This is a genomic window from Erythrobacter sp. JB1-15 (genome assembly GCF_057365035.1).
Genome location: NZ_CP200295.1, coordinates 146,109 through 167,806 on the forward strand (window position 1 = coordinate 146,109; position 21,698 = coordinate 167,806).

The 21,698-nt window shown below is 57.4% G+C and carries 19 protein-coding genes; 9 read left to right on the top strand and 10 right to left on the bottom strand.

Annotated features, from left to right (window positions below; genetic code table 11):
- Positions 1 to 25: 25 nt before the first annotated feature.
- The gene (recF, locus tag AC0V6L_RS00815; protein ID WP_486152244.1) at positions 26 to 1,126 is read left to right on the top strand and encodes a DNA replication/repair protein RecF; all 1,101 of its coding nucleotides are present in this window, start codon (positions 26 to 28) and stop codon (positions 1,124 to 1,126) included.
- On the opposite strand, the gene AC0V6L_RS00820 is transcribed toward recF, so the two are convergent.
- A complete protein-coding gene (locus AC0V6L_RS00820; RefSeq protein WP_486152246.1) occupies positions 1,123 to 1,845 on the bottom strand; it encodes an arylesterase in 723 nt (240 codons plus the stop codon). The genes recF and AC0V6L_RS00820 overlap by 4 nt on opposite strands.
- 63 nt (positions 1,846 to 1,908) lie before the next feature.
- Here AC0V6L_RS00820 and AC0V6L_RS00825 point away from each other — a divergent pair, with 63 nt between their 5' ends.
- Positions 1,909 to 2,655, top strand: coding sequence for an ABC transporter ATP-binding protein (locus AC0V6L_RS00825; RefSeq protein ID WP_486152248.1), 747 nt, complete (start codon positions 1,909 to 1,911; stop codon positions 2,653 to 2,655).
- Entirely contained in the window at positions 2,652 to 5,189 is a 2,538-nt protein-coding gene (locus AC0V6L_RS00830; RefSeq protein WP_486152250.1) for an ABC transporter permease, read from the top strand. The genes AC0V6L_RS00825 and AC0V6L_RS00830 overlap by 4 nt, the downstream gene beginning before the upstream one ends.
- Positions 5,190 to 5,258: 69 nt before the next feature.
- Here AC0V6L_RS00830 and AC0V6L_RS00835 read toward each other — a convergent pair whose 3' ends face one another.
- The gene (locus AC0V6L_RS00835) at positions 5,259 to 5,666 is read right to left on the bottom strand and encodes a DUF805 domain-containing protein (protein WP_486152252.1); all 408 of its coding nucleotides are present in this window, start codon (positions 5,664 to 5,666) and stop codon (positions 5,259 to 5,261) included.
- Positions 5,667 to 5,893: 227 nt separating this feature from the next.
- A complete protein-coding gene (locus tag AC0V6L_RS00840) occupies positions 5,894 to 8,500 on the bottom strand; it encodes a TonB-dependent receptor (RefSeq protein WP_486152254.1) in 2,607 nt (868 codons plus the stop codon).
- Between the two features lie 351 nt (positions 8,501 to 8,851).
- Here AC0V6L_RS00840 and typA point away from each other — a divergent pair, with 351 nt between their 5' ends.
- The 6 genes from typA (at position 8,852) to AC0V6L_RS00870 (ending at position 15,144) form a co-directional block, all read left to right on the top strand.
- Positions 8,852 to 10,687: a translational GTPase TypA gene (typA, locus tag AC0V6L_RS00845; protein WP_486152256.1), complete on the top strand. Its 1,836-nt coding sequence runs from the start codon at positions 8,852 to 8,854 to the stop codon at positions 10,685 to 10,687.
- A gap of 109 nt (positions 10,688 to 10,796) precedes the next feature.
- A complete protein-coding gene (locus AC0V6L_RS00850; RefSeq protein WP_486152258.1) occupies positions 10,797 to 12,614 on the top strand; it encodes a gamma-glutamyltransferase family protein in 1,818 nt (605 codons plus the stop codon).
- A 107-nt stretch (positions 12,615 to 12,721) separates the two neighbouring features.
- On the top strand, positions 12,722 to 13,123 hold the full coding sequence (locus AC0V6L_RS00855; RefSeq protein WP_486152260.1) for a thioredoxin family protein: 402 nt from the start codon (positions 12,722 to 12,724) through the stop codon (positions 13,121 to 13,123).
- A 23-nt stretch (positions 13,124 to 13,146) separates the two neighbouring features.
- Complete coding sequence (locus tag AC0V6L_RS00860) at positions 13,147 to 13,866, top strand: cytochrome c biogenesis CcdA family protein (protein WP_486152262.1); 720 nt, start codon at positions 13,147 to 13,149, stop codon at positions 13,864 to 13,866.
- Between the two features lie 58 nt (positions 13,867 to 13,924).
- A complete protein-coding gene (locus AC0V6L_RS00865) occupies positions 13,925 to 14,326 on the top strand; it encodes a VOC family protein (RefSeq protein ID WP_486147193.1) in 402 nt (133 codons plus the stop codon).
- Positions 14,327 to 14,439: 113 nt separating this feature from the next.
- Complete coding sequence (locus AC0V6L_RS00870) at positions 14,440 to 15,144, top strand: extensin family protein (RefSeq protein ID WP_486152264.1); 705 nt, start codon at positions 14,440 to 14,442, stop codon at positions 15,142 to 15,144.
- Between the two features lie 227 nt (positions 15,145 to 15,371).
- Here the strand turns inward: AC0V6L_RS00870 and AC0V6L_RS00875 are convergent, their stop codons facing one another.
- From AC0V6L_RS00875 to AC0V6L_RS00905, 7 genes are all read right to left on the bottom strand, one after another.
- Positions 15,372 to 15,875, bottom strand: coding sequence for a response regulator transcription factor (locus AC0V6L_RS00875; RefSeq protein ID WP_486152266.1), 504 nt, complete (start codon positions 15,873 to 15,875; stop codon positions 15,372 to 15,374).
- Positions 15,876 to 16,166: 291 nt separating this feature from the next.
- Positions 16,167 to 16,901, bottom strand: coding sequence for a proteasome-type protease (locus tag AC0V6L_RS00880; RefSeq protein WP_486152268.1), 735 nt, complete (start codon positions 16,899 to 16,901; stop codon positions 16,167 to 16,169).
- Complete coding sequence (locus tag AC0V6L_RS00885; RefSeq protein ID WP_486152270.1) at positions 16,898 to 17,722, bottom strand: transglutaminase family protein; 825 nt, start codon at positions 17,720 to 17,722, stop codon at positions 16,898 to 16,900. Before AC0V6L_RS00885 ends, AC0V6L_RS00880 begins: the two co-directional genes overlap by 4 nt.
- An 11-nt stretch (positions 17,723 to 17,733) precedes the next feature.
- Positions 17,734 to 18,678 (bottom strand): alpha-E domain-containing protein, encoded by a 945-nt coding sequence (locus AC0V6L_RS00890; protein WP_486152272.1) that lies wholly within the window; start codon positions 18,676 to 18,678, stop codon positions 17,734 to 17,736.
- A gap of 16 nt (positions 18,679 to 18,694) precedes the next feature.
- Positions 18,695 to 20,146, bottom strand: a complete 1,452-nt coding sequence (locus AC0V6L_RS00895) for a circularly permuted type 2 ATP-grasp protein (protein ID WP_486152274.1) — start codon at positions 20,144 to 20,146, stop codon at positions 18,695 to 18,697.
- Positions 20,147 to 20,225: 79 nt separating this feature from the next.
- On the bottom strand, positions 20,226 to 21,023 hold the full coding sequence (locus AC0V6L_RS00900) for an esterase/lipase family protein (protein ID WP_486152276.1): 798 nt from the start codon (positions 21,021 to 21,023) through the stop codon (positions 20,226 to 20,228).
- Positions 21,024 to 21,107: 84 nt separating this feature from the next.
- Entirely contained in the window at positions 21,108 to 21,647 is a 540-nt protein-coding gene (locus tag AC0V6L_RS00905; protein WP_486147209.1) for a DUF3617 domain-containing protein, read from the bottom strand.
- Positions 21,648 to 21,698 lie beyond the last annotated feature (51 nt).

A 21,698-nucleotide genomic window follows, 5' to 3' on the forward strand; every position in this document is an offset into this window, starting at 1 on the left:
CGCCGTGCTAACCGAGAGGCGCGCTATGGCTTTGCAGAAAATCACTCTTGAAAACTTCCGCAATCACGCGGCGAGCCAGCTGGATGACACTGCGCATTTCAATTTGCTTGTCGGCGAAAATGGCGCAGGCAAAACCAATGTCCTCGAAGCGCTTTCGCTGCTCAGTCCGGGCCGGGGTTTGCGGCGGGCGAGTATTGGAGACTTTGCCAGGCAACGCGGCGAAAGTGATCATACTGGAGAAGCCGCCTCCCACTTTTCTATCGGGGCAAGCCTGGTGGAACAGGGGCAGACCTCAGCAAGGATCGGCACTTACACTACGCCCGACAAACCCAATCGCCGCCTTGTGCGGATCAACGGCGCCGATGCGAGCGCCAGCGCCTTGTCCGAGTGGCATGCGGTATCGTGGCTGACCCCGGCGATGGACGGCCTGTTCACTGACAGCGCAGGCGCGCGGCGGCGATTTATGGACCGAATGGCACTGGCGATTGAGCCGGGACATGCAAAGGCGATCTCCAGCCTTGAGGCAGCCTTGCGCGAACGCAATCGCTTGTTGGAGGAGAGAACCGATACCCGCTGGCTTGATGCTATCGAGGCGCAAGTCGCGCAGCATGGCGCGCTTGTCACAGCGGCACGCGCTCGGTTGGTAGCGATGCTGGGTGATGAACTGTCCGCGCTGCCGCCCGAACCGTTTGCCCGGCCCGTTCTGCATTACCGTGCCGGCGGGCCTATGGATGCAGCAGATTTGCTCGCAGAGCTCGCCCGGGCCCGCCCGCGCGATCGCGCCGCTGGCCGCGCTTTGACCGGGCCCCACCGCGACGAGCTCGAAGTGGTGATGGCCTCATCAGGGCAAGCCGCCGCATCGTGTTCAACCGGTGAACAAAAAGCGATGCTGATTGCGATCACTCTGGCTCACGGTGTCTTGGCATCGTCGGGTCGGCCCAGCATTTTGCTGCTTGATGAAGTGGCAGCGCATCTCGATCCGGTGCGCCGCGCGGCGCTGTTCGCACGCCTGCGGCAAGGCAAAGCGCAGATCTGGATGACAGGGACCGAAATGGCGCCGTTCGACGCGATCAAAGACGAAGCGGCGATTTGGCGAGTGGCAGGCGGGGCGCTGGAACGGCTTTAGCTGTCCTCGGCTTCAGGCAAGGCGGCGGCGACTTCGTCCAAAGTCGATGTCACTAATGCCTCAATCCCCTCTTCTGTCGGATGGATACGGTCGCGTTGGAACAGGCTAGCATCCTCGTAAATATCATTCAGCCAGAACGGGATAAGCGCCGCCCCATATTCCTGCGCCACATCGGCGTAAATGGCGTCAAACTCGGCCTGATATTCCGGGCCATAATTGGGCGGCGCGCGCATTCCCATGAGCAGCACGGGAATGTCGCGGGCCGCAAGCTCGTTCATCATTGCATCAAAATTGGCGCGTGTTTCGGCAGGCGATAGGCCGCGCAAAAGATCATTGCCGCCCAATTCCAGAATGAACAGGTCAGGCTTTTCCTCCTGACTGTCGAGTGTGAATTCGAGCCTTTCCAGCCCTGCTGCGCTGGTGTCGCCCGATACGCCCGCATTGGCAATCATGGCATTGATCCCCCGGCGTCGCAGCGCGTTTTCCAGCTTTGCGGGATAGCTTTGCTCAGGCTCAAGCCCGTAGCCCGCAAACAGACTGTCACCAAAGGCAAGGATGTGCTGCTCTGGCCCCATAACCGGGATTTCAGGCAATTCAGCGGTTTCAAGCGTTTCTGCCTCATCCGCGGGAGCCGTGGCAGTTTCCCCGCCACATGCAGCAAGCAACAACAGCCCTGCGAAACCAAAGCCCATGCTCAATCGTTTCTGCCAAAACGCCATTGCAGTCTACCAACCTTCCTATCCGGTCTTGTTTCAAGACCTTTCCTAACCCATCTGGTCTTTGTGACAAATCCTTCAAGCACCCTCGCCCGTTCTGATGCCGAATTCGCGATCCATGCGCGCGGCCTGACATTAACTCTCGGCAGCGCGGACGCGCCGGTGGACATCCTGCGCGGGATCGATCTCGACATTGCGCATGGCGAGGTTGTGGCGCTGCTGGGCCCTTCGGGATCGGGCAAAAGCTCGCTTATGGCCGTGCTGTCCGGGTTGGAACGCGCATCAGGCGGCACGCTGAATGTAGCTGGTGAAGATTTCACCCGATTGGACGAAGATGGCCTTGCGCGTGCGCGGCGCGGGCGGATCGGGATTGTGCTTCAGGCCTTTCACTTGCTGCCCACGATGACAGCGGCAGAAAATGTCGCGACCCCGATGGAACTTTACGGCAGCGAAGACGCTACGCCGCGCGCGGTTGCTGAGCTTAAAGCCGTCGGGCTTGGCCACCGGATCGAACATTATCCCACGCAGCTATCAGGGGGCGAACAACAGCGCGTCGCCATCGCCCGCGCCACCGCGCCCCGCCCCAGTCTGATTTTCGCCGATGAACCCACCGGCAATCTGGACGTCACAACGGGCGAGGAGATTGTAGACTTGCTGTTTGCACGCCGCTCTGAAACAGGCGCGACTTTGCTTATCATCACGCATGATCGCAGCCTTGCTGAAAAATGCGAACGTGTGCTGACCATGGCAGACGGCGTGATCGTATCGGATGAACGCACCAAAACAAACGCAGCGCACGAGGCAGCTGAGTGAGCGGCACGGCGGGCCTTTCATGGGCAAAAGCATGGCGCATCGCCCGGCGCGATCTCAATGCGCGTTTTAAGGGGCTGCGGCTGCTGGTCGTGTGCATTTTTCTTGGCACCGGCGCGCTTGCGGCGATTGGTACGCTTACCGCCTCGATTGAGCGAGAACTTCAGTCGAGCGGCCAGACTATCCTTGGCGGAGACATCGAGGTCGAAGTCTGGCAGCGCGATCTGGATTCGGCGGAAAAGGCCGCTTTGGCTGAATACGGGACCGTATCAGGCGGCACTCGCCTGCAAGCCATGGCAAGCGCGGAAGATGGCGCAGCGCCGGTTGAACTGAAAGCGGTCGATGACAAATGGCCGATGTTTGGCACGCTGACTTTGGCTGACGGGCGTAAGGTTGGCGCACCCACTGGAAATGCCGCCTGGGTCGCGCAAGGCGTACTGGACCGGCTTGATCTGGCCGTTGGCGACAATTTCACCATTGGCACCAGCACACTGGTCGCATCGGGCGTGATCGAGGAAGAGCCTGATCGCCTGTCCGAAGGTTTCCAGCTTGGCCCCAGTGTGATTGTGGCAGAAAGCGTGCCCGGCAATGCCGGATTGCTCGCACCCGGATCGCTTTATCAAAGCAAGTACCGCGTCGCATTTGACAACGCTGCAAGCGACCCCGACGATGTGCGAGAGGCGCTGGAACAGGCGTTTCCCAATGCCGGGTTTGATTTTCGCACCCGCGATCGCGCATCGCCCGGCGCGGACCGATTTGTGCGCCAGATGAGCGATTTTCTCACTCTTGTCGGGCTGGCTGCTTTGGTGATTGCTGGGATCGGGATTGCAGGCGGGGTGTCCTCTTATCTCGATCAGCGCCGCGCCAGCATTGCCACTTTGAAAGTGCTTGGCGCATCTTCGCGCGATATTGTGCGCATTTATGCTTTGCAAATCGGCGTGGCCGCATTGGTCGGCAGCGCGTTGGGGCTCACCGCCGGCGTGCTTGTCACCCCGCTGCTCAGCACCGCTTTGCAAGGTTTGCTGCCGGTCGAAAGCGGATTTGTGGTTGAGCCTGCACCTCTGCTGCTCGCAGGCACCTATGGCGTGCTGGTGGCTTTTGCCTTTGCAGCTGCCCCCTTGTTGCGCGCGCGGTCGTTCCCAGCAATGGCGCTCATGCGCTCGCGCATTGTTCCCTTGGCGCGTGATCGGCGCGCTTTGCTGGCGACTGCGGTGGGAATTGGCGCGATCTGTGCGCTTGCCATTGCGACGACCAAGCAACCGATCCTGTCGGCGAGTTTTCTTGTCGGTGCAGGCGGCGCTTTGGCGCTTCTCGCGGGGCTGGGTTTCGGCATTCAATATCTCGCGCGCAAATTGCCGAGCCCTGCCAATCCGATTTTACGCAGCGCGCTTGCCAATATCCACCGGCCCGGTGCGCCGACCGGATCGCTGGTCACAGCGCTTGGCTTTGGGCTTGCCGCATTTGTCCTTTTGGCCGCCATTCAAACCGCGATTGACGGCAATATCGAAAGCCGCGTGCCCCAAGAAGCGCCCGATTACTTCGTGCTCGATGTGCCGCTTGAGGAGGAAGAACGCTTTTCCAAAATCGTCGGGTCGCGTTTTTCTGAAAGCACCATTCGCACTGTGCCCACATTGCGCGCCGCTGTGCTTGCCTATGGACCAGCCGATGCGATGACGCGCGTCGCTGACCTTGACGAATTGCCTGAAGGGGCATGGATGCTCAATGGCGAACGCGGGGTGACTTACAGCGATACCCTGCCAGTAGGCAACACTCTTGCTGAAGGCGAGTGGTGGGATGAAGGGCATTCGGGTGATCCGCTGGTTTCCATAGACAAGCAATTCGCCGATGCGGTGGATCTGGATGTGGGCGATATGCTCACCGTCGGCATCCTTGGGACAGAGCGCGATGTGCGCATCGCCAATATCCGCGAAATTAACTGGGAAAGCATGGGGTTCAATTTCACCATGGTGTTCAGCGCCAACGCCATTTCCGATGTGCCGCACAAGCTCTCCGCGACCATCATGCTGCCCGAAAATGCCGACACGGCCGGAAAAGGCGAATTGCTGCGCGAATTGGTGCGGGAGCTTCCCTCAACCTCAGTCATCGAAGTTGGCGAGGTGTTGGTCGAAGCGCGCAATCTGCTGCGTCAGGTGGGGCTGGCGACACTTGCAGCAGCCTCTGTGGCGGTGCTTGCGGGGCTTGCCGTGTTGATGGGCGCAATCGCCGCAGCGCGGGCGGCGCGTACTTACGACACCGTGGTCCTGCGCGTTCTGGGTGCGAGCCGGCGGCAAATATTGACGCTGCAACTGGCGGAATATGGTCTGCTCGCATTGCTGCTGGCTCTGGTCGCGCTTGGCCTTGGATCGGCGCTCGGCTGGGTTGTTATCACGCAGATGTTCGAATTTGACTGGCTGCCGGATTGGGGCGAAGTTCTGGGCGTGCTCGGGCTTGGCCTCGCCATGGTTCTGGCATTCGCAATAGGCGGATCACTTCCGCTCCTGCGAGCGAAACCAGCGCAGGCATTGCGCGAGCTTTAGCGCCATATGCGCAAAGGACGGAAGCATCACTGCCCCCGCCCCTTCGTGTATCAAATCTAGATCTAAAGATCAGGCGAACACTTCCGCATCATGCGGGTTTTTCGGATCGGGTCCAAAACGGTTGGCACCATCGGTGCCCGGCATAACCATCAAAACCAGCCAAGCGATGCTCGCGATGAATCCGACGAAAGGAATGATAGCTCCTACAAAAAGTCCTAAAAGCCACCAACCCGACATATCTCGGTCATGCAAACGCCGCACAGTTACCGCGATATTCGGGATGAATGTGGCCAAGGCATAAAGGCCGTAAATCCCAATGCCTATCATAGAAAACCCGCCCATAGACGAAAGCATGGCTTCGGCTGCGGCCTCGTCACTCGCACCGCTGGCAGCCGCGTCAAACGTAGCGGTCATCATTGAAAAATAGAACGGTCCGGCCAACACCAGACCAATGATGAAGTTCAACAAAAAGAACATCCAATATTCCTTGCGACGCGAACGCCCCTGGAAATCGAAATATCGCTGAAACGGCATTATCATCCAACCCATGAGAATCTCCCCCTTAGTGAGCTGATCCTAAGCCAACACAGCATTACGCGCATTACAAGGTCCAATAGCGAGCAATCCTCGCCAGACACACAAAAAGGCCCCGTGCATCGCTGCACGGAGCCTTCCTGAATAAGTTGGTAATTTATACGTCCGGATCAGAACCGGAAGCGCACAACGCCGCCATAAGTGCGCGGCTGGTTCGGATAACCCGACACGGTGCCTGCCTGTGCAACGCCATCAAACACGGTCGTGATGAACTGGTCATCAAGCAAGTTGCGCGCAAACGCACCCACTTCAAAACCATTGTTCAGCTTCAGCGTCATGGATGTGTTCACCAGATTAACTTCGCGGCTGAAGATCTGGGTGTTGCCCAGGCCAGCGTTAAAGGTTGGCAGGCCGTTATTGATCGGCGTGTTGCTTTCATGGTTGTAGTCAACGCGCGTAATCAATTGCGTGCCGCTGTCCCATTCATGGGTATAGGTTGCACTGGTCGCAATCGCGATTTCAGGGATACCAGCAGGGGTCACACCGGTCAGATCGCCCAGAACGCTGCCGGGGAAATCATCAAACAGCGGATCAAGATAGGTGAGCGCAAAGGTCAGCACCAAGCCATCTGTCGGGATGATCGTAGTATCGAACTCAAAACCAGACACCGATTGCTGACCCGCATTTTGCAGCGCAAAGCCTGTGCCGGTAAAGGCGAGACTTTGGAAGCCTTCAATCGTCTGATCGAACAGCGCGAGGTTAAATCCAACCCCTTCCCACTGCGCTTTCAGGCCGATTTCATAGACCTCTGCCTCTTCAGGCCCCGCAAAGCGCGAGCCAGACCGCAGGTTGGGAATGGCCAGCCCTGCATCAAGAATTGGCGATGATGGTGCTGCAAAAGTCGACCCGCCCGGCCCTGCGACAAAATCGGCGCTGGAAGGGCGGCTGTCACGCGACAGGTTCACCGAGCTTGCTTTGAAGCCCGTGGCATAGCTGGCGTAGACATTAACCTCGTTCGACACCTGATAGGATGCGCGCAGAAGATATGTCAGCTCATCATCGCGTGTCCGCCCATCTTCAACAGCGTTGGGAATGGTCAGGAAAGGCGGCTGGAACTGAAAGCCCTGAAGACCGATCAACGGGTTGATCGCTGGATCAAGCGCCGCGGCCAGCAACGCATCCTGGTTTGCCTGAGGCAATGCCTGGAATTGGTCACGCGTGGTAACCCCGCCCATGGTTGCGCCAACGATAAAGGCATCAACCAGATTGACCTGACCCAGTGGATCAGGGCTGAGCTGTGCCAAAGCGAAGTCTTTTGAATCGTCCGTGTAGTTAAATCCGCCAGTAAACACGAGCCCGTCAACAGGCTCAAAATCAACCGTACCGAAGATTGAGTAGGACGTGTTCTCCATGCTGAATGTTTCTTGGCTCAGCAGAGGAGTGAGGAAAATACTCTCCTGCGGCAGACCAAGGCCTGCCTCGACACCGTTAAAGACGCTGGGCGCACCGCTCAGAACGTCCGCAGGGTTACCGCCAGCCAGCAATTCGAACACATCGCGAATGTCTTCGCCATTCTGGATTGCGCTGTCCTGCGTGATCGTCTCATCGAAGTAGTAGCCGCCAAGAAGGAAGTTGATGGGGCCATCAAAATCCGATGTGATCCGGAATTCCTGCGTGAACGTGTCGACCGCCTGATCGCGCGTTTCGGTTGCAAGCGACGCGCTGGTGTAATCGATGTCCGACAGGAAGAAGTTGCGCAGTTCGCGATAGGCGGTGATTGAAGTGATCGAAATCGGGCCAGCCTGATAATCCATCTGTACCGACGCGCCGTAATTTTCCACCTGGTTGGTGGGCACAAAGTTCAGAAAAGCTTCGCGATTGAAGAATTCTTCAGGTGTGCCGATTTGGCCGCCCACCGCGTTGATCGCGCCGGTTACAGGGCCAGAAACAAGCGTGCCGACCTGGCAACATACCTCGTCAATTTCAGAGTAATCGACAATCGCGCGGATCTTGAAATCGGGTGTAGGCTCAATCAAAAGCTGACCGCGCACGCCCCAGCGATCGCGGTTGTTTTGCTCTTCATCAAGGTTGACGATCGTGGAGTAACCATCGCGGCGCTGGTAGTTTCCATCGACCGAAAAGGCGATGTTATCCGTGAGCGGGCCAGTGATGTCGCCTTTCAGGACGACCGTGTTGAAGTTGCCGTAAACAGCTTCGACATTGCCGCCAAATTCGAACTGCGGCTCACGCGTTACAACTGATATCACACCAGCCGAAGCGTTTTTGCCGAACAAAGTTGATTGCGGACCATTCAGCACTTCGATGCGCTGCACATTGGGAAGATCGCCCAAGGCAGCCGCAGAGCGCGAACGGAATACGCCGTCAATAAACACACCGACCGAAGGTTCGATGCCGAAATTGTTATCACCGTTACCAAAGCCGCGAATGATAAAGGTAGATGCTGACGAGGTTTGCAGCTGGCTTACTCGCAGCGACGGGGTAACCGTTTGAAGATCGAGAACATCGCGAATTTGCGCGTTTTCCAGCGTTTCACCGCTGGTCACGGAAACCGAAATCGGCGTTTCTTGGAGCGTCTGCTCACGCTTTGATGCGGTCACGATGATGACGTTGCTGCTTTCCGGCGCTTCAAGCTCCGGCTCATCAGCGTCGGCATCCTGAGCAAAAGCCACACTCGGGCTTAGCATCGCAAGAGCGGCAGAACCCGACAAAAGGGCAAAACGGTACGACCCGGCAGAGCCGGTGAAAATAGAACGCATGGAAGCTCCTCTCCTCAATCCTACAAAATCCGAGTGCATCCCCAGATGCTGTTTTCCCCGGATGGATTGCGAGATCTAATAGGCAAGTGTTACAAATGTAACAAGCGCGAAACCGGCGGCTTTACAAGGCAAAGGCGCGTGATGTTGCAAGTCTATCACACCCTGAAACGCGCGAATTCGAAGCTTTACGCTACTGTTTCGGCGGGTCCGGCCCAATTTGGCGTTCCCCCCAAGCTTTCGGTGGGTGCAAACGACGTGATGCTTGCGAGCAAAGCCGCCCTGCGCTAGGCGCGCGGCATATTTTGCAGCGCACCATCAATCAGCGCCCTTACACCCGAAAGCAATTCAGTCATGTCCCAATCCCTTCGCAATGTCGCGATCATCGCGCACGTTGACCACGGCAAGACCACTTTGGTCGATCAGCTTTTCCGCCAATCTGGCACATTCCGTGAGAACCAGCGCGTTGAAGAGCGTGCGATGGATTCAGGCGATCTGGAAAAAGAGCGCGGGATCACCATCCTTGCCAAATGCACCAGCGTCGAATGGGAAGGCGCAGATGGGAACACCACCCGGATTAATATCGTCGACACCCCCGGTCACGCTGATTTCGGCGCAGAGGTGGAGCGCATTCTCAGCATGGTCGATGGCGTCATCCTGCTGGTCGACAGCGCAGAAGGCGCCATGCCGCAAACCAAGTTTGTAACTGGTAAAGCGCTTGCCCTTGGCCTGCGCCCGATTGTGGTTGTCAATAAAATCGACCGCCCCGATGGCCGCCCGCAAGAAGTGCTCGATGAAGTTTTCGATCTGTTTGCCTCTTTGGATGCCAATGACGAACAACTCGATTTTCCCTCGCTGTGGGCTTCGGGCCGCGATGGCTATGCCAGCGATGATGAAACCGCTCGTGATGGCACGCTGGCGCCTTTGTTTGAATTGATCACTAGCCACGTTCCTGCCCCTGGTCTCGATACTGATGGCAAGTTCAGCTTTCTTGCCACCTTGCTTGACCGCGACAACTTCATGGGCCGCGTGCTGACAGGGCGCGTTCAATCGGGCACAATCAATGTGAACGATCCGATCCATGCCATTGATATGGATGGAAATGTGGTCGAAGTGGGGCGCGCGACTAAGCTGATGAGCTTTGACGGGCTCGACCGTGTGCCGGTCGAAACCGCCAGCGCGGGCGATATCATCGCGCTTGCAGGGCTGGAGAAAGCGACCGTCGCCAACACCATCTGCGATCCCAGCGTGACAGAACCCATCGCAGCCCAACCCATCGATCCGCCAACGCTCGCTATGAGCTTTACGGTGAACGACAGCCCGCTGGCAGGGCGTGAAGGCAGCAAAGTGACCAGCCGCATGATCCGCGACCGCTTGAACCGCGAAGCGGAAACCAATGTGGCAATTCGCATCACCGAAAGCACCGATAAGGACAGCTTTGAAGTGGCTGGCCGGGGCGAATTGCAGCTGGGGGTGCTTATTGAAACAATGCGCCGCGAAGGGTTCGAGCTTGGCATTAGCCGCCCCAAAGTGCTGTTCCGCGAAGAAGACGGCCAGCGCATGGAACCCTATGAAACGGTCGTCATCGATGTGGATGACGAACATTCCGGCACCGTTGTCGAAAAAATGCAAAAGCGAAAAGCCGACCTTGCTGAAATGCGCCCCTCTGGCCAGGGCAAAACCCGCATCACTTTTTCCGCCCCATCGCGCGGGCTGATCGGGTATCACGGCGAGTTTCTGTCTGACACGCGCGGCACAGGCATCATGAACCGTCTGTTCGAAAAATACGGCCCCTATAAAGGCGCAATCGAGGGCCGCAGCAATGGCGTGCTGATTTCCAACGGAGACGGCGAATCCAACGCTTATGCGCTCAACATGCTCGAAGAGCGCGGCGAGATGTTCGTTGGCCCATCGCAGAAAGTCTATGAAGGCATGATTATCGGCGAGAACGCCAAGCCCGATGATCTGGAAGTGAACCCGATGAAAGCCAAGCAGCTTTCCAATGTTCGCTCCACGGGCAAGGATGACGCCATTCGTCTGACCCCGCCGCGCCGGATGACGTTGGAACAATCCATCGCCTATATCGACACAGATGAAATGGTCGAGGTGACGCCCGAAAGCATCCGCTTGCGCAAAACGCTGCTGTGCCCGCACGAACGCAAGAAAGCGAAACGCAAAAAGGAAGGGTAAGGCACTCTCCCCGCCTTCATCGCCCGAGCAAGGGGATTGGCGGCGGCTCTCTTGCCAGCCGCCGCTCTTCGATTTAGCGCTTGCGCATACACTCTTTTGGAGAGACGCGTTGCGCACCACCCTTGCCGCTTTTGCCTGCCTTTCGCTCACTGTCACAGCACATCCTGCTGCCGCTCAAGATAACGCTGAGGAAACCAAGGCTCCCGCCCCAATCGCTGAACAAATCGGACCAGGCGGCCGCCCCGTTGGCGCGCCTTGGTCGCGCAGTCCGGTGATTGCGCAAAACGGCATGGCCGCAACAGCGCATCCGCTCGCTACCCAAATTGCACTCGATATCCTGAAGGATGGCGGCAATGCGGTGGATGCAGCGATTGCAGCGAACGCAGCGCTTGGCCTGATGGAACCGACTGGCAACGGGATTGGCGGCGATCTGTTTGCGATCATTTATGACCCCAAAACGGGTGAGCTTTACGGTCTTAATGGGTCTGGCCGGTCGCCATCGGGGCAGACATTGGAGCAATTAAAAGCAAAACTGGGTGCGCGGGGCAGCATTCCGCCCATGGGCGCACTGCCTGTTACCATTCCGGGGACCGTTGATGCCTGGTTCGCCATGCACGCCCGGTTCGGCTCCAAACCGATGAGCGAAATTCTGGCCCCCACGGTCCGCTATGCGCGCGAAGGGCACCCTGTCGCACCTGTCATCGCGATGTATCTCAGCAGATCGCTGCGCTCCTATGAACGCCGGTTGGAAAGCATGGATTTTGAGTTCGACAATGCCCGCGCGACCTATTTTGCAGGCGGCGCACCGAAAGCTGGCGATGTCTTCACCAACCCCGATCTGGGCGCAACCTTGGAAACCATCGGGCGCAGTGGCCGCGATGCGTTCTATGATGGCCCTCTGGCCGAGGTGATGGTCGATTACCTCCAACGTCAGGGCAGCGCTTACACCCGTGCAGACTTTGCCGCTCACACCAGCGAATGGGTCGATGTCGCCTGCGCCGCCTATCACAAGGGTTATGAGCTGTGCGAATTGCCGCCCAACGGCCAAGGTTTCGCCGCGCTGCAAATGGTCAATATCCTTAAAAACGTGGATCTTACCCAGTGGGAGCGCGGCAGTCCGCAAGTGATCCATTACATCACTGAGGCAAAACGGCTGGCCCATGCGGATGTCGCCCGCTTCTACGCTGATCCTGACTTTTCAGGCTTCCCCATGGACCTGCTCAGCGAAGAATACGGCAAAAAACGCTTTGCCCTCATTGATCCTGATAAAGCGACCGCGAAATTCGATCCCGGCGATCCGGCGCCTGAACCCAAATTGGAAGGTCCGGGGGACACAACCTATATGACAGTCGTTGATGGCGATGGATTGATGGTCAGCCTGATCCAGTCCAATTATCGCGGCATGGGCGGCGGGTTGGTGCCCGATGGGCTGGGCTTTATGCTTCAGGATCGCGGCGAGTTGTTCAGCCTCGATCCCGCGCATCCCAATGCCTATGCGCCGTCAAAGCGGCCCTTTCACACGATCATCCCGGCTTTCGTCAAAAAGGACGGCAAGCCGTATATGACGCTTGGCCTGATGGGCGGCGGGATGCAGCCGCAGGGGCATGTGCAGGTGCTTATCAACATCGCCGATTATGGGATGAATGTGCAGGAAGCAGGCGATGCCGCGCGCATCAATCATGATGGCGGACGCCAGCCAACAGACAGTCTTTCAGGGCCGATTGACGATGATCTGGGCACACTGAATGTCGAACCCGGCATACCCAAGGCCACGCGCGAGGCGCTGTCCGCCATGGGGCATAATGTCCGCCTGGTCACCAATGGCATCATGTTTGGCGGCTATCAGGCGATCATGCGCGACCCTGAAACAGGCGTAATGCAAGGCGCGACCGAAATGCGCAAAGACGGGCAAGCGCAAGGGTACTGAGCTTCACAGCATTTCACCTAGCTTTGTAACCGCCGCCTTGAGGCTGACGAACTCCAGACAGTAACCCGCCGGCTTGATGCTGGCCTCTACCGTTTGGAGTCTTTGATATGTTTCGTCTTTTCGTGCTGATTGCAGCCATCGCGGCGCTTGTGGTTGGCGCTATGCAATTGTCTGCGCAAGCTTCAAACAATGGCTGGCAAACCTATAATGCCGCCGAGTTCATGATGGCGCAAAAGAAAGGCAAGACCATTGTGGTCGATGTGTATGCCGACTGGTGCCCCACTTGCCGGGCACAGGCCCCCATCCTCGAAGAGCTTCGCACTGAAAAACAAAGCAAGGATGTGCTGTTTGTCAAAGTGAACTTTGATGATGAGAAAGCCTTTTTGCGCGCGCATCGCGTTCCCCGCCAATCAACCGTGCTGGTGTTTGAGGGGATGACAGAAAAAGCTCGCTCCATCGCGCAAACCGACAGGGCCAAGCTTCGGCGAGTGGTTCTGGACGCGCTTTGATCCTCTTGCAGTCTTAGCGCGCCGTGCTTTCCAGCCTCATCTTATCCTTCGCCGCGGGCCTTGTGACGATCCTTAACCCCTGCGTGCTGCCGCTTGTCCCGATCCTTGTCGCTTCGGCTCTGGGCAAAAGCCGGTACGGGCCGCTCGCGCTGGCGGGGGGATTGGTGACAAGCTTTACGCTGTTCGGTTTTACCGTCATCGCGTTCGGCTATTCGCTTGGCATCAATGAGCAGTTTGTGCGGTTGATGGCAGGAGCGCTGCTTGCAGGCGCAGGCGCTGTGCTGCTAGTGCCGCGGGCGCAAGCCGCTCTCAGCGCTGCTGCTGCTCCCATCGCCAATTTCGGCAATCAGCGTTTGGCGCAGATTAGCGGTGATGGCTGGCACGGACAATTCGCCGCCGGCTTGCTGCTCGGCATAGTGTGGGCGCCGTGCGTTGGCCCGACATTGGGCGCCGCGATTGCGGCGGCGAGCATTGGCGAAGACCTTGCCTCTAGCTTTGCGATTTTCCTCACCTTTGGCCTTGGCGTTGCGACATCCATTCTGGCCTTCGCCTATGGTTCGCGCAAAGCCTTGGGAGAACGGCGCAGCACCCTGCTTAACCTGGCAAGATATGGAAAGCCGCTATTCGGCCTCACGCTGCTGCTGGTTGGGGTGATGGTTATGACAGGGTTCGACAAAGTGATCGAGACCGCGTTGCTCGATGCGCTGCCGGACAGCGTAATTGCCTTTACGACCCGCTTCTAAACTTTGCCAATTGTGATGTTTGGTTCATAGTTGAACGCAGGAAGAGGGAGATCAGGCAATGAGCAATGCAGCAGAACCGCGTGTAACCGGGCTTGGCGGTGTGTTTTACGTGGCGCAGGATACGGCAGCGACGCGCGAATGGTATCGCGATGTGCTGGGCGTGGATGGCCCTTATGGTCCGCAACTGGCGTGGAGCGAAGAGCCAAAAGCCAACCCCTATTCGCTCATCAGCCATTTTAGCGATGATGAATATATCCAGCCGGGCAAAGGCGGGTTCATGATCAATCTGCGTGTCAACGATGTCGATGGCATGGTTGAAAAACTGAAAGCCAAAGGCGTCGATGTGCTGGGTAGCGCCGATGAAGGCTATGGCAAGTTCGCCTGGCTGCTCGATCCCAATGGGATCAAGATCGAGCTTTGGGAGCAAGTGGCCGAAGAATTACCGGGCGATGAAGGCTGAGGCGAGATGCTGAACGCATTGTGGTCATCGCGAACGTGGTTAGCGCGCTGTTAACTATTTGTGCGTGATAGTGCCTAGCGATGGCTTTTAGACAGACCTTCAAAGCAGGCATAATGGCCGCCGCGCTCATCACGTTGCAGGGATGCGGCGGGTTTATCCCGTTTGGTGACGGCTCTGATCGCGGGGGCGCAGCGCAAAGACCCGGCTCTGACAGTGGCTCGGCCAGAAGCGGTGTTGGCCTCGGCGCAGGCTCAGGTTCAAGCGCAAGAGGGCCTTCGAGCGCGCCTGCTTGTATTTCAGAATTGAGCGCCACGGGCGCACGGTTTTCCGCGCTGCCCGACACTTACGCCGCGCCCGGTTGCAACCAATTGGGAGCCGTGCGGCTCGATGCGCTGGCAGGTGATGGATCACAATTTGAGATAACAGGACTTGGCCCTGTCAAATGCGATGTGGCCAAGGCGTTTTCTGCCTGGGCACGGTTCGGTGTGGACCGGGCAGCGCGCCAGATCCTTGGCAGCCCGCTTGCCCGGATTGAAACGATGGGAAGCTATTCGTGCCGAAATGTGGCGGGGACCAATCGCCGGTCTGCTCATGCGCGCGCAGAAGCGATTGACGTATCCGGTTTTGTGCTGGCGGACGGGCGGCGGATCGTGCTGCGCCAGGATTGGAACAGCGGCACGGCGGCGGAACGCGAATTTCTGCGAATTGTTCACCGCAGCGCCTGCAAACGTTTTGGCACAGTGCTTGGCCCCGAATACAACCGAGCCCATGCCGATCACTTCCATTTTGAAGGGACCGGGCCGAAATTCTGCCGCTAGTGGGAACTCGCCGATCGCCTAGGCCTGACTTGCCTTACGAATGTAAGACAAAAAGCGAATGACGGGTGAAAAGCGAATGTCAGATGAAGTCAGAATGCCAGACAAAAAAGTGGCCCCGGCACCACAGGGGGGAAGGATGCCGAGGCCATATCGCCCTTTTGAGAGGGACCCAGTTTGGTGAACTGTCGTCTGCTTGTCGTTGAACCTGTCCTACACGAATGTGCAGGTCACGCTTTCACAATTGGCTCCAATTTGGCTTCGAGTTTGAGCCGCACAGCTTCCGCTGCATGACGCGCACCCAGCTTGTTCATCATATTGGCGCGGTGAATTTCCACGGTCCGCGGGCTGATATCGAGTTGCCGTGCGATGACTTTGTTGCTGCTCCCTTCAGCAAGCCAATCGAGCACTTCGCGTTCACGGCCCGAAAGGCTGGAGATCCGGTCACGCGCTTCGATCATGCGGCGACGGGCCACTCCGAACAATTCAGCTTCTTTTGAGATCCGATCAAGACAGCGCCCAAATCGTTCCGTTTCCAGCGGTAACGAGAGGTAATCGAGCGCGCCTGCTTTGATTGCTTCGACGATGCGGCCTGGTCTTGGCTGAGCATCGACCGCGATCAGCGGAAGCCATATGCCCAATCGGCTTAACCGATCCAGGCTCATCGCGACCCCGCCTTCTTCGGGAGTGTCACGGGCGATGATGATACCTTCTCGTGGGGGGTGAACCGACAATTCAGACAGATCACCGTAAACCTCTGAGTGGTGACCTAGCGAGAACCCGACCCTGGCCAGTTCAGCGCGATGCCGACTGGAGGAGTCTATGAAATGGAGGGTTGCTTTGCGTGACATGCATTTGGAATGAACCGAGTTTCACTCCAAGACACGCGACGTCTCAACCGATATCGAGTGATGGCCCGTTAACTAAGTAACAAACCCCCGCGATCTAGAGACAAATAAACCTCCAAAATGAACCCTTTATTTGCTGCGAGTATTTTCTCAGCATACTAACGGACGCAAGAACCCCTATTTCGTGTTCAAATCGTAATCAGGAAGCGAATCGAATGCAGAGCGCAAAGCATCGCCCCAGCCCGATGAAATTGTGTCAAAATATTCGTCTTCGGCTGTGATGCGGTGTTCGTGCACAGGTGCAAATTCATCTTTGCCAATCACCAACAGGTCCAAAGGCAGGCCCACAGACAGGTTTGCTTTCAATGTGGAATCAAATGACACCATCAGCAGTTTGACCGCGCTTTCAAAGCTCATATCCCGATTATAACCGCGCAGGATTATTGGCCGCCCGTACTTTGTTTCTCCGATCTGGAAGAAAGGCGTATCAAGGCTCGCTTCGATAAAATTGCCTTCGGGATAGACCATGAACAATCGCGGCTCCATCCCTTTGATCTGGCCTGCGACGATCATGGATGCGGTGAAACGCTTTGAATTGTTGGCTTGTTGCACGTCGGAAATGGTCGAGCGCAAGAGCCGCCCGATTTCGGTGACGACGTTGAACATGGTCGATCCGTTCAACAGCGTCGTCTCACGATCTTCGGGCTGTTTGGTCCGCTCTTCCAGCTGGCTCACCACGGCCTGCGTGGTCGCAAGGTTGCCCGCAGTCATCACCGCAATCATCCGGTCACCGGGCACTTGCCAGGAAAACATCTTGCGAAAAGTGGAGATGTTGTCGACGCCCGAATTGGTGCGGGTATCGCTCATAAGGACGAGGCCCTTTTCGACCACCATCCCAACGCAATAGGTCATTGCTTGTCCTGTTCTTTCTGCTGTTCAACCGTGACATCGACGCTCAGCATCTGCTCAATCGAGCCAAAGCTGATGCCCGTCACTGGCGCGGCATCGCGGTAATCGCAGCCCGTGGCAACCCGGACATAACGCGGATCAGGACTTATACCGTTGGAAATATCGAACCCGACCCAGCCCAGCCCATCAATATGCGCCTCGGCCCAGGCATGGGTCGCGTCTTGCTCGACCCGGTCATTCATCATCAGGTACCCGCTTACATAGCGCGCAGGGATATCGGCAGCGCGCGCCGCGCCTAGAAAGATATGCGTGTGATCCTGACAAACACCGGTTTCATTCGCGACAGCATCCTCGGCTGTTGTTTTAACCCCCGTGGTACCAGTTTCATAAGCAACGCGTTCGCGGATCATGGCGGATAGAGCGTGGAGATAATCAAGCTTCGCATCTGCTTCTGGCCCTGGAACATCGCGCATCAACGCGCGCATTTTCGGCCCCGGCTTGGTCAGCTTGGTCTGGCCCAGAAATGTCCATAACGGCAGATGGCCTGAATGACGCCCGATCACGCCTGCCTTGTCGAGCGTTTCGACCATCCCGCTGCACGTCACATTCACAACCGAAGCACCCGGCTCTACCGCTATCAGCGTGACTGTGTTGAAATGCTGATCGTCATATTCCAGTTCAGCATGCGCGTTTTCGTATGTCATCGTCCAATCGATGATGTTTTGCCCCTGCGTTTCCTTGGGCGTCAGGCGCAGGCGTTGGAGCGCATGGATAACCGGCTGGCCAAATGTATAGCGGGTGGAATGGCGGATCGACAATTTCATGGGAACATTCCTTAGGCCAGGAACCGGTAATCTTCGGCAATGGCATCCGCGATCGCTGCGTTGTTGTTCATGAAATCAACGAGGAATTCGTGCAGGCCCCGCTCGAAAATATCGTCAACGTTGTGATCGGCCAGATGGATATCACCGTTCTGCATCAAGTCCTGACATTGGCCCGATTTACCATGCAGGCGCGACAGAGCGGATAGATGCGTGCTCACCGCAGACCGGCAAAAGGCAAGGCTTCGCGGGAAGCGATCATCCAGCACCAGAAATTCGACAATGCCGCGCGCTTCGATCTGGCCGGGATTTAGCCAGCTGTATGCCCGCGATCCGGCGACTGAGCGCAAAACCTGATCCCATTGCCCTGTATCGAGACTTGATCCGACATAAGAAAGCGAAGGCAAAAGCAGGAAATACTTCATGTCGAGAATGCGCGCCGTGCTTTCTCCGCGTTCGATGAAAGTGCCCGCGCGGGCGAAATGAAACGCCTCATCGCGCAGCATCGTGCCATCCAATGCGCCATGCACCAGCATCCCTGCGCGGCGGATAGTGGCGACCACATCGCCCACCGCGCTCTGGCTGACGGGGCGCGAGAGCAGCTTATCCAGCTTCATCCAGCTTTCATTGACCGCTTCCCAGACATCGCCTGAGATACTGGTTCGTGCCAGCCGCGCATTGGTGCGCACAGCGCCGAACATGGCACGTACATTGGCCGGGTTGGCATTGTCGCGTAGGACAAAATTCCACGCCTGCTGCCCATCATAGCTGTCATGCGCAGCCTCATACTGCGCCCGAAGCCCAAGCGTCGTGATGACAGAGCGCCATTCATCCTGCGCGGTTGCGCTGTCTCTGGTCAAAGCCATACGCAGGCCCGCCTCGATCAAGCGCGCAGTGTTCTCGGCCCGCTCCAGATAGCGGAACATCCAGAAGGATCCGTTTGCAGTCCGGCCTAGCATGGCATTTCCTTAGCCATCAGTCTTTGAGCACCCATGTATCTTTGGTGCCGCCGCCCTGACTGGAATTGACCACCAGCGATCCCTTTTTCAGAGCAACACGGGTCAGACCGCCCGGCGTGATGTCAATTCCATCGGGCGACACCAGCACAAATGGACGCAAATCGACATGGCGCGGGGCGAGCCCTTTCTTGGTGTAAATTGGGCATGTTGACAGCGCCAAAGTTGGCTGCGCGATGTAGTTTTGCGGATTGGCGGTCAGCTTGTCGCGAAATTCGCGGACTTCCTTTTTGGAAGCGGTTGGCCCGATCAGCATGCCATATCCACCAGAACCGTGAACTTCCTTGACCACCAGCTCTTCCAGATTGTCGAGCACATAGGCCAGACTGTCCTTATCCGCACAGCGCCAAGTCTGAACATTGGGCAGCAGGGGTTTTTCGCCTGTATAAAACTCAACGATTTCCGGCATGAAGGAATAAATCGCCTTGTCATCGCAGATGCCAGTGCCCGGCGCATTGGCAATGGTGATCTGGCCCGCGCGGTACACATCCATAATGCCGGGTACGCCCAGCACGCTGTCAGGTTCGAACGTCAGCGGATCAAGGTAATCGTCATCAACGCGGCGATAGATCACATCAATTGGCTGATAACCGCGGGTTGTGCGCATTTGCACTTTGCCATCGACGACGCGCAGATCGCTGCCTTCGACCAGCTCTGCCCCCATCTGGTCAGCCAGAAAAGCGTGTTCGAAATAAGCAGAATTGTAAATGCCTGGCGTCAGCACAGCGACGCGCGGTTTGCCGCCTTTGCCATTCGCGCATCCCGGCGGTGCGCATGCGGCAAGCGAGCGAGCAAGGCGGCGCGGATAATTTGAGACCGTTTCCACCGGCACCCGGCTGAACAGATCGGGGAACATCCCCATCATCGTCTCACGGTTTTCCAGCATGTAAGACACACCCGAAGGCGTGCGGGCATTGTCTTCGAGCACAAACCATTCATCTGGCCCGGTGCGCACCAGATCTATTCCGACAATATGCGTGTAGATCCCGCCGGGCGGGGTAAAGCCGACCATATTGGACAGCCATGCATCGTTATCGCGAAACAGCCGTTCGGGCACGCGGCCCGCGCGAATGATTTCCTGCCGGTGGTAAAGGTCGTAAAGGAACGAGTTAAGCGCTCTCACCCGCTGTTCGATCCCGCGAGTAAGCTTGCGCCATTCGCTTGCGGTGATGACGCGCGGCACCATGTCAAACGGGATCAGCCGCTCTTCAGCTTCATCCTCGCCATAGACATTGAAAGTGATGCCAGTGCGGCGGAAACTGTCATCGGCTTCGACGTTTTTGCGTTTCAGCCAGGCCGCGTCCTGTTCATCCAGCCAACCGCAATAATCGGAATAGGCAGTGCGGATCGCGCCGCCCGGCTCGTGCATCTCGTCAAAATTACCGCTGCTGTCGATGCCTTTGCCGGCCATGATCCCCCGCATGTCTGAATTTAAATTCGGTGCGGACCCACGTTGTAACCAGCTTGGACCAAAAGGAAACCGCTCTTTCCTAATGCTTGGCTGGGCTCTCAAGTTCCCCAAGAACGGCATAAACCGCCTCGGGGTGGTACCTGTAACCGCTATGAGTGCAGTTCACGCGGATTGCGCGATCACGCTCGCCCGGCAATCCGGCTGCGCAATGCGGGGCAATTGCGCCATCGCGCGGGCTCCACAGAGCAATGGTTTCAACCGGCGGTTTTTGTGCAAGATGCGCCTCAATCGGCGGGTCATCCACGCGAAAGCCCGTGATGAATTGATAGATACGCCACAAATTGTTGGCCCGCGGACTGCCCGAAAACGGCGAACCCATAGTGATAACCTTGGACACTTTGTCAGGATGCCGCTTGGCCAGTTCGCGCGCAAAAATCCCGCCCAGGCTCCACCCAAGCAAAACGATCTTGGCCCCTGTCGCCGCATGCAGCTGGATAAGCCGGTTTTCGAGCAGCGCAAACCGCGCTTCGGTCGGGCCCCAGTTGAACCCTGCTCCCCATTGCTTTGCCGTGTGGCCGGCTCGCTCCAATTGCTGCGCAAGATAGCGCATCCGGCGCGGCGGGGTCGCGAAACCGGGCAGGATCATCACCGTTTGCGGATTGGCCGCGCGCGAAACTTTCAGATTGCGAAACGGGCGGCGTGCAGGTTCGACCAGCAGATCAAGCTCGCGCAGCAGGCTGATGAGCTGCGGCTTACCGGCTTCATCACCCGAAGCCGGCTCAAACGCGAGCGCGAGCCGCCGGCCGAGTTCGCTATCGGACCAAGTGGCCGCGATGCGGGTTTCGGAAAACTGCGAGAGAGACTTGTAACGGGACATTCAGCCACAGCTAAAGCAGCGCGCTGAATGCCCCGTGAAGTCGGTGTCAGGTAGGCTTAAGGTTTCGCCCTCACCCAATTCCAATCAGGAATCGCAATCGCCAATGCGTTCCTGCGTCATATCCATTTCGATGTCAGCATCACCCATTCCGGCCATATTGCCTTTCATCGTCATTTTCATCTCCGAACGGGTGGGCGACACATTGCCCTTCATGGTCATCTCCATCGTGCCCTCGCCTTGCGCACAGCTCATCGCCATGTCGAGATCACCGCCATCAATGGTGAAGCTTTTGGTCGTGCAGCCATCTTGACCCTCAGTCAGCGATTTCTCGAAGCCTTCTTCTGCCTTTTCCGGGGTCAGACAAAACTCTGTTGTCGTGCTCATGGCCGATTTCATCATTTCCTGCATTTCAGGCGGCGCACCGGTGATCTCGGCTTTAACGACGCTCATCGTCGCTTTGTATTTGCCTGGCTCGGGTTTTATATCATCGCCTGCTGCTGCAACCGCTGCGTTCACTTCTTCGGACGTGACTTCGCCATCGCCATCCGCATCTGCATCGGTTGCGCCGCCGCCGCATGCTGAAAGTGCCAGCGCCAAGATGCTGATTGTCGCGAATTTCTTCATGTAATGTTCCCTCCATTGGCGAATCCCGTGATGATCCGCTCTTCGGTAGGG